The 13,812-nt window shown below is 44.0% G+C and carries 13 protein-coding genes and 1 riboswitch; of the genes, 5 read left to right on the top strand and 8 right to left on the bottom strand.

Annotated elements, in window-relative coordinates; translation table 11 throughout:
* The first annotated feature begins 122 nt into the window (after nt 1–122).
* Complete coding sequence (locus G3W54_RS08150; protein WP_162652584.1) at nt 123–335, top strand: cold-shock protein; 213 nt, start codon at nt 123–125, stop codon at nt 333–335.
* Between the two features lie 17 nt (nt 336–352).
* On the opposite strand, the gene G3W54_RS08145 is transcribed toward G3W54_RS08150, so the two are convergent.
* The 7 genes from G3W54_RS08145 to G3W54_RS08115 form a co-directional block, all read right to left on the bottom strand.
* Nucleotides 353–2,398 (bottom strand): ASKHA domain-containing protein, encoded by a 2,046-nt coding sequence (locus G3W54_RS08145; RefSeq protein ID WP_162652583.1) that lies wholly within the window; start codon nt 2,396–2,398, stop codon nt 353–355.
* Between the two features lie 69 nt (nt 2,399–2,467).
* Entirely contained in the window at nt 2,468–3,424 is a 957-nt protein-coding gene (locus G3W54_RS08140) for a methyltetrahydrofolate cobalamin methyltransferase (protein ID WP_162652582.1), read from the bottom strand.
* A gap of 158 nt (nt 3,425–3,582) precedes the next feature.
* Nucleotides 3,583–3,885, bottom strand: a complete 303-nt coding sequence (locus G3W54_RS08135; protein WP_162652581.1) for a virulence factor — start codon at nt 3,883–3,885, stop codon at nt 3,583–3,585.
* Nucleotides 3,886–3,938: 53 nt separating this feature from the next.
* The gene (locus G3W54_RS08130; protein WP_162652580.1) at nt 3,939–4,712 is read right to left on the bottom strand and encodes a formyl transferase; all 774 of its coding nucleotides are present in this window, start codon (nt 4,710–4,712) and stop codon (nt 3,939–3,941) included.
* Nucleotides 4,713–4,742: 30 nt separating this feature from the next.
* Nucleotides 4,743–5,390 (bottom strand): exopolysaccharide biosynthesis protein, encoded by a 648-nt coding sequence (locus tag G3W54_RS08125; protein WP_162652579.1) that lies wholly within the window; start codon nt 5,388–5,390, stop codon nt 4,743–4,745.
* 163 nt (nt 5,391–5,553) lie between these two features.
* Nucleotides 5,554–6,159 carry a DUF1638 domain-containing protein gene (locus G3W54_RS08120; protein ID WP_162652578.1) on the bottom strand — a complete coding sequence of 202 codons (606 nt, stop codon included), beginning with the start codon at nt 6,157–6,159 and terminating at the stop codon, nt 5,554–5,556.
* Between the two features lie 22 nt (nt 6,160–6,181).
* A complete protein-coding gene (locus tag G3W54_RS08115; protein WP_162652577.1) occupies nt 6,182–6,883 on the bottom strand; it encodes a B12-binding domain-containing protein in 702 nt (233 codons plus the stop codon).
* A 214-nt stretch (nt 6,884–7,097) separates the two neighbouring features.
* Here G3W54_RS08115 and G3W54_RS08110 point away from each other — a divergent pair, with 214 nt between their 5' ends.
* On the top strand, nt 7,098–8,750 hold the full coding sequence (locus G3W54_RS08110; RefSeq protein ID WP_162652576.1) for a trimethylamine methyltransferase family protein: 1,653 nt from the start codon (nt 7,098–7,100) through the stop codon (nt 8,748–8,750).
* 37 nt (nt 8,751–8,787) lie between these two features.
* On the opposite strand, the gene bmt is transcribed toward G3W54_RS08110, so the two are convergent.
* Nucleotides 8,788–9,825, bottom strand: a complete 1,038-nt coding sequence (gene bmt / locus G3W54_RS08105) for a betaine--homocysteine S-methyltransferase (RefSeq protein ID WP_162652575.1) — start codon at nt 9,823–9,825, stop codon at nt 8,788–8,790.
* Between the two features lie 375 nt (nt 9,826–10,200).
* On the opposite strand from bmt, the gene G3W54_RS08100 reads away from it, so the two are divergent.
* From G3W54_RS08100 to cobW, 3 genes are all read left to right on the top strand, one after another.
* On the top strand, nt 10,201–11,664 hold the full coding sequence (locus G3W54_RS08100; RefSeq protein WP_162652574.1) for a cobyric acid synthase: 1,464 nt from the start codon (nt 10,201–10,203) through the stop codon (nt 11,662–11,664).
* Between the two features lie 39 nt (nt 11,665–11,703).
* Nucleotides 11,704–12,087: riboswitch (cobalamin riboswitch) on the top strand.
* A 128-nt stretch (nt 12,088–12,215) separates the two neighbouring features.
* On the top strand, nt 12,216–12,734 hold the full coding sequence (gene cobU / locus G3W54_RS08095; RefSeq protein ID WP_162652573.1) for a bifunctional adenosylcobinamide kinase/adenosylcobinamide-phosphate guanylyltransferase: 519 nt from the start codon (nt 12,216–12,218) through the stop codon (nt 12,732–12,734).
* A 2-nt stretch (nt 12,735–12,736) separates the two neighbouring features.
* A complete protein-coding gene (cobW, locus tag G3W54_RS08090; protein ID WP_162652572.1) occupies nt 12,737–13,810 on the top strand; it encodes a cobalamin biosynthesis protein CobW in 1,074 nt (357 codons plus the stop codon).
* Nucleotides 13,811–13,812: the final 2 nt, after the last annotated feature.

The following is a 13,812-nucleotide window of genomic DNA, read 5'->3' as shown; positions in this document are numbered from 1 at the left end:
TTTTTGTGCAGTTTCTGGAAGGTCTCAAACCGTTAGAGGTGTCTGATCGCTGAGAGATTGCGAGCGGGCAATTCTTGGTCGTTTTGCTTGCTTCTTATGATTGGAATATGGAGTCGAGTTTTATGGCAACCGGTACAATAAAGTGGTTTAATGCAACTAAGGGCTATGGTTTTATCGCGCCCGATGATGGCGGAGCGGATATATTTGTGCATATTTCTGCGGTGCAAGCGGCAGGCCTCTCAGAATTGCAGGACAATCAGAAGCTTTCTTATGAGTTGGAAGAGGGTCGAAATGGTAGATCCGCAGCTGCTTCATTGCAGTTAATAAACGATTAATTATTTGGCGGCTTATTTTACCTAGGCCGCCGATTACGCCCACCTCGTCTGCGGGACTGCTGAGTCTGATCCGATTGTTTTCTCTGCACGGAATTCATTTCTCGCGGTGGTAATATGACTGTTTTTTCAAGCTTTGGAAATGGATCTACCTTGTTAGGAAATGCCATTGCATTGACAAAATGTTCCTGAAAGCTTGGCTCCAAAGCCGTTTCGATTTTTTCAATATCCCGAACTGTTTTCTCAATTTCGCGTCTATAGTCGCGGTTGAGTAGGGCCATGCGTGCGCCCGTTCCTGCCGCATTTCCAACAGCTTTAACATTTTCAACGATGCAATCGGGGACCAGTCCTAAAATCATTGCATATTTAGGGTCGATAAACGAACCAAATGCACCAGCCAGACCGATTTTATCTACTGATGTGACTTTCTGCTTGTCCATCAACAATTTGACGCCGGCATAAAGAGCTGCTTTTGCAAGCTGGATTGCCCGAACGTCATTTTGCGTTACGATAATGCGAGGCTCGCCTTCTTTTACGAGGTAGGAGAATGTACGGCCATCTTCAAAAATTCTGTCAGACTTTTCTGCGAGTTTCCCATTTAAAACACCATCTTCGCTAATGATGCCTGCTAGATACATTTCGGCAATAACTTCGATAATACCGGAACCGCATATGCCCGTAATGCCGATTTCTTTTGCGTTTTCCTCAAAGCCATCTTCATTTGACCATTGTTCAACACCGATGATACGATAACGCGGTTCTAAGGTTTCAGGATCAATTCGAATGCGTTCGATGGCTCCAGGTGCTGCCCGCTGACCACAAGATGTCTCAGCGCCTTCAAATGCGGGGCCAGTTGGAGATGACGCTGCAACGGCATGACTACTGTTTCCGAGAACGATTTCAGCATTTGTACCAACATCAATAAGTAGCATCATTTCATCTTGACGATGCGGTCCTTCGCAAAGCGTGGCAGCTGCGGCATCCGCGCCAACATGGCCGGCAATACAGGGTAATATATATGTGCGAGCACCTTCATTCAATTCGATATCAATCTCTTTTGCCTTCAGGTGAACTGCGCCAGAAACAGCCAGAGCGAAGGGCGCGCCGCCAAGTTCTGTTGGATCTATGCCCAAGAAAAGGTGATGCATGACGGGATTGCCAACAAATACACTGTCCAAAATGTCATGACGGTCTATGCCGCTATCTTCGCATACTTGATCGATTAATTCATTGATAGATTTTCGTACCGCTTTCGTCATGGCTTCTCGGCCATCTGGGTTCATCATGACATAGGAAACACGGCTCATCAGATCTTCGCCAAAGCGAATTTGTGGATTTGATGTGCCAGCAGATGCTATATTCGAGCCTGACAGTAGGGATGTCAGATGAAGCGCAATCGTCGTTGAGCCGATATCACAGGCTATGCCATAGGCTTCATTTTTAAGCTCAGGATAGATTGCAATAATTTCTGCCTGAGACTGTTCAGTTTCTTGATGGACAGCAACAGTTACGCTCCATTTCCCAGCACGTAGGACCGATTGCACCTCGGAAACAAGGTGAGAGTCTATTCGTGGGTTAGAAATCTGCCAGTCTTTCTCTAACCCATCGATCAACCTATCCATGTCACCCGAAGGGCTATGCATATCTGGTTCTTCAACCTCTATATAACACATGCGAACTGCTGAATTGCGTTCAATAACACGTTGATCTGCATCTTTGCGTACCACTTGTGCGTTGATCACTGTGTCTTGCGGTATATCGACAACCAGATCACCCAGGATGAGGGCCGAACATGAAAGACGCCGATCTTCTTTTAGATCACGTTTTTCAGCATAACGAATTTCTTTGGCACCCAGCTCGGAAATGCTGCTTTGTTCAGACGTAATACCATGTTTTGCAAAGTGCCCGAATTGTGTTTCCACCTGACATCGTCCACATATGCCGCGACCGCCGCATACACTTTCAACATAGACACCAAGCTGACGGGCTGCTTCCAAAATGGGGGTGCCCGTTGCAAAGTTGCCTCGTTTGCCAGATGGCATGAAAAGGACGAGATGATCTGTCATTTGAAGATGTGGCTTTCTATCATTCAGTAAACGGAATTAATTCAGTAACTATCCATTGAACATCATGTCTTATTCACCGCCACTACGTCGCGCTGCACGGCCACCTCTGCGACGTCCCCCGCTGGACGCTTCGCTGCCTGCAGCCGCAGATGAGGTGGAGCTTGTCGGCTTGTGGTCACGGTAGGTCATAATCCAATTCTGACAATTTGGATCTGTTCCATTTAGAACATTTGCACCATGTACGGCTTCCATCTCTTGAGGGCGGCAGGGGTTCATGATCGCAGATGTCATGCCTGCGCCAATGACCATCGGTAGAAATGCCGCATTAATACCATGCCTGTGTGGTAGGCCAAATGAGATGTTTGAAAGTCCGCATGTTGTGTTGACTTTAAGTTCATCACGAAGTCGGCGAACAAGCTTGAAAACCTGCTCACCCGCAGTTCCCATCGCACCGATTGGCATAACAAGCGGGTCTACAACAATATCTTCCGGTTTAATTCCAAAATCTGCGGCACGCTCCACAATCTTCTTCGCTACGGCAAAGCGTACATCCGGGTCCTCAGAAATACCTGTTTCATCATTGGAGATAGCCACAACCGGAACATCATATTTTTTAATGAGCGGAAGAATGGCTTCGAGTTTTTCTTCTTCGCCCGTTACCGAGTTTACCAATGGGCGACCTTTTGCAACTTCCAGACCCGCTTGGATTGCCGCTGTCACAGAGCTATCAATTGTAAGCGGTACGTCGACTAGTTCCTGAACCATCTGGAGCGTTTTCACGAGCAGGGGAGGTTCGGTCTCATTGGGATTAACGGCAGTGACACCCGCGTTGATATCAAGCATACTCGCACCGGCTGCAACCTGCGCCAAAGCATCAGCTTTCACAGTGTCAAAGTTGCCGGCATTCATCTCAGCTGCAAGTTTCTTGCGGCCTGTCGGATTAATTCTTTCTCCGATAACGCAAAATGGTTGATCAAAACCAATGATAACTTCTTTTGTTGCTGAGGCGACGATCGTACGTGTCATTTAAGGCGGCTCCTTTTGCCTGATTTAGCGACATTGTAAGTCATTAAAATGCAATGCCATCAAGATATAAAGATATCTTTATATGAAGTGATGGTTTCTTACAATACCAAAGTATAACAAGGCATATTTGCTGGAAGATCGACCGTCATGTCAATCATCTATTTCTTTGCCCAGCCTTCAGAATTTACCAATGCAACAAGTATAGCCTTCGTGTATTCAGCTTCGAGCGCGGTTGCGGCCTGTTCAGCTTCCTGTTCTAAGTCATCTGAAACCTCAACAGGGTCACCCTTGCGCCACTCAGCAAGATAGTCTTCGCTTTCAGCTGCGCCGGTTCGCATAGCGCACATGTCAATTGCTTCCGTAAATCTGAGAGATAGTTCTCTCTTAGCTGCATTTCTGCGTTTCTTGACGATAACTTGTGCGGGAATATCTCTCCAATAGAGGATTGTGCAGCTGGCCATTGTTCTCTCTTATATTATGTGATGAGTGTTCTTAGATGAACAAGATTATTGGGTTACCAAATATTTTTGGTAATACCACACCAGATATAAGACCAAAGTGTTGGTTGAAACCATAGCTGAGATGGGATGTTCACATCTTTCACAACTATTTTATTATTGCAAACATCATCAATAGCTCTAAGTGAAATGTCCATTGAATGAGTGACTTGGATAATGGCATCCGTGAGCATGGTTTCATGCCCCTTAATGGGAATGATGCTTTGGTACAAAATATCGCCAGTATCAACTCCAGCGTCTACCAAATGTACTGTCGTTCCATAATTATCTACATCACCATTTCTGCGCGACCAGTAGCCACCGAACATACCACGATATTTTGGATTAATCCCGGCATGATAATTTAAGATAGGGATATCGATCTCAGTCAGTGTTTCTTGTGAGATAATTCGACACCCTGAAAGGAATATTATTTTTGGTTTCAGTGTTTTAACCAAATCAATAAACTCTGATGAATTGGGTGTGGAAATGTCTACAATATCGATATTACGGTCTAGTTTAACATCAAGATTCCGCTCCGATATTTCACGTTTGTAAACTCTGAAAAAGACAGATTTTCCTATACGAGAGAAGACCATTGTGCCAAGTTGTCCGAGCGCTTTTAACCAGCCTTTAGATCTGGCTCTGGAATATGTTATGGCAACTTTAGATTGTGCTTTTTCACGTGCGATAATGAGGTTGGGATGCGTTCTATATATATGATTGGCGAGGGCATATGGTGCGTCCCCGCCCGCTGTTACATATAAAATTTTTTGCTCTGACTTGCTCATATTCATTACATAGCGGGTATATGTCGTCGATTAAAAAACGTGCTTTAGAATAACAATACTTGCAAAGATAACTGAACCGGCAAGGATCAGTGAGCCGATTCCAAGGAGTGTTCCTATGAAAAGCATAATCCCATCGCGTTTTGTATAGGCAGCTGCAAGAAAGGCAATTGCAAATGCAGGTGGCCAATTCCCCAATGGAATAGGAATCGTGACGACGACTGCTAAAATAAGGCTAAACAGGCCAAATAGTTTATCACCTAGCGCCAGATTTATTGGCCAGTAACGCTCTTTGACAAAGGATTCGCCTTTTTTAAAATGTGGAATGATTTTACCAATCATAGATTGGAAACTATCTTTACTAAGGCTGTATTCAGCTAATCGTTTCGGTAGCCAAATTTGCGAATGACCTGCAAGAATTTGAAATGAAATAATGATTAGTGGAATGCCCAGAATGGCTGATGATCCAGGTGGAAGGGGGACAAGATTTGGGAGGCAAAATACGAGGAGAAAGGCACCGAATGATCGATCTCCCAGCGCTTCGCATATTTGTTTCACACTCACATTCTCTGTGGCGTTATCTGCCAAATTTTGCAGTGTTACTGAAAGTTCTTCGCAATTTTCTTCAGTATTCACCTGTGTCACACTTGTAATTGCGCTATTTGTAATTGCCACATCCATGCCCTGTCCCATCTTATATTTTTTATATGACGATAAGAACACAAAGCTATTGAGGATTCGGTTATGCGGTATAGTAAATTGAAAGTTTACATTGCTTATCTTGGCTTCGTCGTAAATCTTCTATTAAAATAAAAGGTAAATAGATAATTGAACGAACAGTACTTTACTGTTCTAATTCATTGAGTTCTTTGATTAAATCACCATATCCTGTGAAGCGATACTCATATTCTAACCCCAGAAACTTAGCAGCGTCTTTGGCTTTTTCTTCTAGATTAACATCGTTGGTTTGAGCAAGGTAAATAAGCTTGCTGTAATTGGAAAACATCATCTCAACGAGCTCTGGATGCGTTTTCAATTTATAGGTATCGATGATGAGTGTTTCAAATTGTCGAGCCAAGAAATCAGTGAGAAAAAACGCTGACATATCATTGTCCCAGCGGTTTTGAAATTCCAGATTACCTGAGAAAAATGAATAACAATGTGGGCCGCGAAGTCGCTTGACGTTTTCGTCTTTGCAGACCCTGTCCAATTCTCCACCGGTACCACAATCAGCGTAGGCAATGAATATATCTGTAAACCCTTCAGTACGCGCCTTTTTTATGGCTGCTTTTACGCCCGGGCTTATTTTCTCAGGATTATTATGCCATTGTGCGGGTAAGCAGTCTAAATCAATTTGCGTTAGCTCATTCAACTTTGAAACGGCTAGGATTTCACGTGCTAAGGCACCGCAAGCAATAACTCTTATTTTTGTGTTATTGCTTTGTTTCATAACGGTTTTCTCGTAGTTCTATTTATCCAGAGGCGTGAGTATTATGCTTACGTGCCATAAGCTCTTTTGCAGTTTCCACCGCTACAGCAGCGTCGCGACAATAAGCATCAGCGCCAACGGCTTTTCCAAATTCTTCGTTAAGTGGCGCGCCGCCAACAAGAACTATATAATCATCACGGATGCCTTTTTCCACCAGTGTATCCACAACAACTTTCATATAGGGCATGGTTGTGGTTAAAAGCGCGGACATACCAAGAATTTGTGCATCTTCTTTTTCCAATGCTTCGATATAGTCCTCAACAGGATTATTGATGCCAAGGTCGACGATCTCAAATCCCGCACCTTCCATCATCATGCCGACAAGATTTTTGCCAATATCATGAATGTCACCTTTAACGGTGCCAACCACCATCTTGCCAAGTTTCGGTGCGCCAGTTTCAATGAGAAGTGGTCTTAAAATGCCCATTCCCGCTTTCATTGCATTTGCGGCTAGCAATACTTCTGGCACAAATAAAATGCCATCACGAAAATCTTCACCGACAATTGCCATGCCTGCAACGAGGGATTTGGTCAAAACGTCATAAGGTTCCCAACCGCGGTCAAGAAGCAATTGCGTTCCTTCAACTATCTCTTCTTTTAACCCATCATAAAGGTCGTCATGCATCTGGAGAACCAGCTCATCATCTGGCAATTCAGAGAGTATGATTTCTTCTTCTTCAGACATGGGAGATCCTCTTTGGTGTCTTGCTTTCGTGAGATATTATTATCTAATATAAGTGCAAAGGCTTTGTTAATTTAACTAACGTTTATCAAGAGCTTGCATTAATTTTCTAATTTATTCTGCACCGTTGAAATGGCTTGAGACTTATACGAAATTACCTTGCTATTTATATCAATAACGGCTGGCAATTTCTAGCAAAATGATGTTTGATTTAATAATGAATCTTAAAAAAGACAATGAAAATGCGCGTAAGCGAACTGGTGGCTCCAAGGCGCGTCGCGGAGAGCAGAAAAATCAAGTGATTGAGCCTTATTTTGGTTCATTGAAGCAAGCTGTCAAAGGTTTGAACCTCATAGATAGTGCGACATTGCCGCTTGTAGAGGAGCGCGCATTATCTGTCTTAGAGAATCTTGGTGTGGATTTTGGCCTTGATGACGAGGTTCTTACCATCTTGACTGATGCGGGAGCTGAACAACGAGATGGGCGAATTTATTTTCCAAAAGGGATGTGTCAAAAATTTCTGGCCAACGCGCCAAGAACTTTCACCCATCATGCACGTAATCCAAAGTACTCTTTGGAAATTGGTGGCGACACATCGTCTTTTACACTATCGTCAGGCGCACATTTTGTCCAAGATTTAAACGGTGACAGACGGCAGTCAACACAGAATGATTTAGAAAATTTTATAAAACTGGCACACGTTTCGCCAAGTGTTCATGCGCAAGGTTTTACTCCATGTCAGGCATCAGACATTGATAAACGTGAGCGATATCTCAGCTCTTTATATGCGCACATAAAATATTCGGATAAATCTTTTAGCGGTGCTGTCGGTTCGCGGATGGAGGCTTTGCACTCGGTTGAAATCGCAAAGATTGTTTTCGGTGAGCAGTTTTTAGAGAACCATCAGGTTTTGTTGGCTGAAGTCAATGTTCAATCACCGTTAAAATTCGAGCAGAATGTTCTTGATGTTTTGCGGGTCTATGCTTCGTCAAATCAAGCTTCGGTTATTACCTCAATGGCGCTTCTGGGGATTACCTGTCCAATGTCGATTTTTGATGCGTTGGTGCAAGTTACGGCAGAGTTCTTTGCCGGAGCTGCATTTACACAAATTGTTAGGCCGGGATCTCCCGTTGTTTTTGGTGTTTTTTCTGCCGTTGCTTCCATGCAGACAGGTACGCTATCGTTCAGCTCTCCAGAGGGCGGCCAATTTATGCAGTGCGCTGGGCAAATTGCAAGAAAACTAGGTGTGCCATTTAGGGCAGTGAGCGGAATTACCGGCTCAAAAGCGTTGGATTCACAGGCAACATTGGAGGCTCATAACGGATTAATCGCATCAATTTCCAGTGGGGCAAATATTATTTCATGTGGTGCGGGCTCATTGGAAGGTGGGTTGGTCGCTTCTTATCAGAAATTTATTACCGATTCTGACCAGCTTTCATTGCTTCAAAGACGTGTTTCTTCCGTCGAATTCATCGGTTTTGGTGATAGCGAAGATACGATTTCAGACGGAATAGCTTCTGGTAGTTTTTTAGGGAGTCGTCACACCAAGGATAATTTTAGAAAGTTTGATAATGGTTCAATTCTTTCGGACAATAGCATTTTTGAACAATGGAATGCCGATGGTGCTAAGACTTCTGAAGCGCGCGCGAATGCAATTTGCAAATTGTGGCTAGACAATTATCAGCAACCGCCGCTTGATCTCAGGATTGATCAGGCTTTGCGCGATTTTGTTGAATCAAAGAGAGAAGTTTGTGCTCAAATGCCAAAATCAAACTATAGCAGTTTTAAAGAGGCTGATTGCCAGGCGATTGCTGCCAATCATCTGCATGATAATATGTGGGGAGATGTTTTTAGGCAGTTTTCGCGGTAGGTTAATCAACGCGCTGTAAGTTAAAAACGATCGCGAATTAATTCACCTTACGACGACTGCGACGGGGACGAGCTGGCGCATCAGCACCATCAGCCGCAGCTTGATTTTTCATTGGTCCGATGCGTTCAACGATCTCTTCAATAGTTGGTCGTTTTGTAAATCCGTCAGCCGGGGCGTTATGTTTATCAATTGCACCGCGAATAGCTGAGAGATGGTCGCATGAAGTGCCACAACAGCCGCCAATAATTTTCGCGCCGGCATCAATTGCAAGGCGAGCATAGTCAGCCATCAATGCTGGTGTGCCGGAGTAGTGAATTTCACTACCACGAAATTCTGGTACGCCACAATTCCCTTTAACAACAACAACAGCATTAGGGTCGGCCTCTGTCATATCGAGTAGGGAAGATAAAATATCTGAGGCTCCAACACCACAGTTTGCGCCAACTGCTACGGGGCCATCACCAATGTCTCCAGCAACATTATGTATATCTTTAGGATGTAGACCCATCATGGTTTTACCAGCAGTGTCAAATGAACCGGTGTAAACATAAGGCATACCAAGTTTCACTGCTGCTTCTGCCGCTGCCCGAATTTCGTCCGTTGCTGACATTGTTTCAATCCATGCAACTTCTGCGCCACCAGCCTTCAAACCTTCCAGTTGTTCAACAAATGCAGCGACTGCTTCGTCATAGGTCATCGCGCCTAATGGAACCAGCAACTCCCCAGTTGGTCCAACGGAACCAGCCACGATCACACGTTTGTTTGCTGTCTTTGCAATTTTTGTTGCAATTTCAGCTGCAGCTTTATTGAGTTCAAACACTCTGTCTTGCGCATGGTGAAGTTTTAAACGGTGACGCGTTCCGCCGAATGAATTTGTAAGAATGATATCTGAACCAGCATCAACAAAGCCTTTGTGTAGATTTTCAATTTTTTCCGGTGCGCTTTCATTCCAAAGTTCAGGCGCTTCGCCTGCTTCTAATCCCATTTCAAATAGGTTTGTGCCTGTGGCGCCATCAGCCATCAAGATCCCTTTTTCCGCGATCAGGTCAGTTATAGGATTGGATGTATTGGTCATAGATTGCGCCTTTTCAAATCATTTCAAGATATAAACATGTCTTTATATCATTGCAATAGTGTTAAACTCGCTTTGTTAGATTTTTGTTTGAAATTTTTTTGCGAGTTAACCAGAAAAAATGCGAAATTAAGATTCGCTTAGTCTTTCAATAACTTTCCGGTAACGATGTTGCTGTAGAACTACCTCCAGCAAACTTAAAATTTGCTCGCTTCGGATCAGGTACTGCGTACCGAAGTGCTAGTAACTACATGCGTATTTTGTAGTGCCTGCGTATTTTGGCAAAAAACCGTGTCAGCTTTTTGAGCTGACGCGGTTTTTCTTTATGAGCCACAATTTTTCGTTCCCTCTTTTCTTTGCGGGTGTTATTCAGCGATTATGGCTAAAGCAATTATGTTTCAGGGTACGGGTTCGGATGTTGGTAAAACCGTGTTGGTTGCCGGTCTTTGCCGCCTTGCTGCCAATCGTGGCATTAAGGTTGCACCATTTAAGCCGCAGAACATGTCAAACAATGCAGCTATCGCCGATGATGGTGGCGAGATTGGCCGCGGTCAATGGCTACAAGCTCTTGCGGCTCGTGTGTCACCATCAATTCACATGAACCCAATTTTGTTAAAGCCTCAATCAGAAACAGGAAGTCAGATTGTAGTTCATGGCAAAGTTTGGGGGCAGGCGAAGGCTCGCGAGTATAAATCGGTCAAACCAAAATTATTGACGTGCGTATTGGAGAGTTTTGAAAAGCTATCTCAAGAGTATGAACTGATATTGGTGGAGGGGGCCGGGTCACCTGCTGAAATAAATTTGCGAGATGGTGATATCGCAAATATGGGATTTGCAACAGAAGCGAATGTTCCGGTTATACTTATCGGTGACATCGATCGTGGAGGTGTCATTGCTTCCATTGTCGGCACATATCAGATTTTGCCGGATAAAGATCGCGATATGATTACAGGGTATTTGATTAATAAGTTCCGAGGGGATGTGTCACTTTTCGATGATGGCTTAACATCAATACACAAGTTCACAGGCTGGCTGAGCTATGGTGTTATTCCGTGGCTTAAAGCAGCTGCTAAATTGCCCGCTGAAGATTCAGTTGTTCTCGATAGAATGAGCGCAAACACATCAGGTAAGTTTAAAATAGCGATTCCAAGACTTCCACGGATGGCTAATTTTGATGATTTTGACCCGTTGATTGCAGAGCAGAATATTGACGTGCAGTTCATCAGTTCGGGGGAAGCTATACCCGGCGATGCCAATATTATTATCCTGCCAGGAACAAAATCGACAATTGCTGATTTAACTTATCTAAGGTCTGAGGGATGGGATGTTCAGCTTCGGGAGCATCTGAAAAAAGGTGGTTCAGTTTTCGGTATTTGTGGAGGTTTTCAAATGCTTGGAAGAAAAATCTTTGATCCTGATCGTATTGAAGGTGACATTTCTGAAATAGACGGTTTTGGACTTCTAGATATTGAAACCATCATGGAACCTGAAAAAGTTACTCAAAAAACTGATGCGCGTTCGGAGTTTTTTGGTCAAGATATAAATGGTTATGAAATCCATATAGGCAGAACAACTGGCCCGGATTGCTTACGACCGTTTTCGTTTGTGGGTGAGCGAGGCGAGGGCGCTATTACACAAGATGGGTTGATCTTTGGCACATATTTACATGGCCTGTTTACCGAAGATGATTTTCGCCATGCGTTTTTGAACCACTTCGGCATAATGCAATCTGAGCTAAACTATACTGAGATGGTAGATGTAGCATTAGATGATATTGCTAATGAACTCGAACAACTTGTAGATTTCGATGCTTTACTGAAGATTGCAGAAACTTCATCATAAAATCAAATTACCCAATTGACAGTCACTGAATGCGCGCTTAACAATCGCTCACCATTTGGTTTTTGTTTTGCAAGGTGCAAAGCAAAATTAAAAGGGAATGTGAGGAAGTTGACTCAAGTCGAGGACTTTAATCACAGCCGATCCCGCGACTGTAGAGCGAGTAGGCACCCCTTCGTTGTTTGGCTAAGAGCTTTGTAAATTCATATTGATGAATTGGGTTCAACGGCAAATTTCGAAAAAACCACTGATGGGCAACTGGGATAACACGGGTTGAACGCCTCTTTCTCTACGAATCGTTCCTCGCCCAGACGCCGGTATTCGATTTAGATCGAAGCCAAACATTGGGAAGGTAAGGGTGTGCTGATGACAGGAAACTGTCGAAATACGTGAGCCAGGAGACCTGCCAGAAGGGAACTGAAACAGGCTTGATGTATGTCAGGCCATTGAAGACACGGGGAGCTGTCTGAGTGGGAAATGTACTATATTCTATAAATGCGTCTGTAAACCAAGCATGGCCTGGGCCCATGCTGGCTATTATGCGTCGTTAGAAAATGTCTATCGCACGACATTATTTCGTGCTTGGTGGTGCTCGGTCTGGCAAGTCTTTGTTTGCTGAAAAACTGACACTTAACCTTGCGCCTTCATGCAGCTATCTTGCAACCGCACGCATCTGGGATGATGAGATGCGTGATCGCATTAATGAACATAAAGTGCGTCGCGGGGATGAGTGGTTGGGCTTTGAAGAACCGATTGAGCTCTCGCATCAACTCAAGATATTGAATGATCAAAAACAACCTGTTCTCGTTGATTGCTTAACGATGTGGGTTACAAACCTCATGATGGAAGAGCAAGACGTAGAAGCAGCGAGCGATGAGCTGATTGATGTTCTCAAAACTCTCTCAGTGCCAGTTGTGTTTGTCTCAAATGAAGTCGGGCAGGGCATTGTGCCAGACAATAAGATGGCTCGTAAATTCATCGATCATACTGGTCTTTTGCACCAAAAAATTTCTCAAGCAGTTGATGAGGTATATTTTCTCACCGCCGGACTGCCATCCAAATTAAAGGGCTGAACATGCTACAATCTAAAATTCCTGCAACGATTATCACAGGCTTTCTTGGTGCAGGTAAAACAACCATCATTCGATCGATGTTGCAAAATGCCGACGGCAAAAAAATCGCCCTTATTATCAATGAATTTGGTGATTTGGGTGTTGATGGTGATGTGCTTAAGGGGTGCGGAGCTGAAAACTGCACCGAGGACGATATTGTTGAACTTACCAATGGCTGTATTTGCTGTACGGTTGCTGATGATTTTATTCCCACAATGGAGAAGCTTCTCGAGCGGGAAGCGAGACCAGATCATATCGTAATTGAAACGTCAGGCCTTGCGCTACCACAGCCGCTTGTTGCTGCGTTCAATTGGCCTGAAATAAAGTCGCAAGTAACCGTTGATGGGGTTGTGACTGTGGTAGACAGTGCCGCTGTTTCTGATGGCAGGTTTGCCCATGATCATGATAAACTAGATGCGCAGCGCCAGGAAGATGAAAGCCTGGATCATGAAAGCCCGTTAGAGGAGCTATTTGAAGACCAGCTTACGGCGGCGGATATGATTGTCCTAAATAAAGCTGATCTCATTGATGAGATCAAACTTGATCAGGTTAAAGCATCGGTACAAAATTCCATTGAACGTAAACCAGCCTTTGTCGTAGCGCGCAATGGTATTGTCCCATCAGATGTACTGCTTGGGCTTGGTGTTGGTTCTGAGGACGATCTGGCAACTCGCAAATCACATCATGAGAAACATCACCATGATGAACATTCTGACGATGATCATGAACACCACCATCATGACCATGATGAATTTGAAAGCTTTGTGGTTGAACTTGGTGCGGTTAAAAAGCCAGAGCAGTTTTGTGTCGGTCTCAGCGAGTTGATCCAGGAATATGATATTCTTAGGCTCAAAGGTATTGTTCATGTTCCAGACAAAGCGATGCGCCTTGTTATCCAAGCCGTAGGTGCGCGTGTTGATCAGCATTTTGATCGTCTGTGGAATGCTGATGAAGAGAAGTCTTCTAAACTCGTGGTCATTGGTTTGCATGATATCGAGCAACAAAAAATTGCTTCTGCAATCAAGGGATTGATCTGAGT

The organism is Lentilitoribacter sp. Alg239-R112 (assembly GCF_900537175.1).
Lineage (GTDB): Bacteria > Pseudomonadota > Alphaproteobacteria > Rhizobiales > Rhizobiaceae > Lentilitoribacter.
This window is presented reverse-complemented; position numbering and strand designations above follow the sequence as displayed.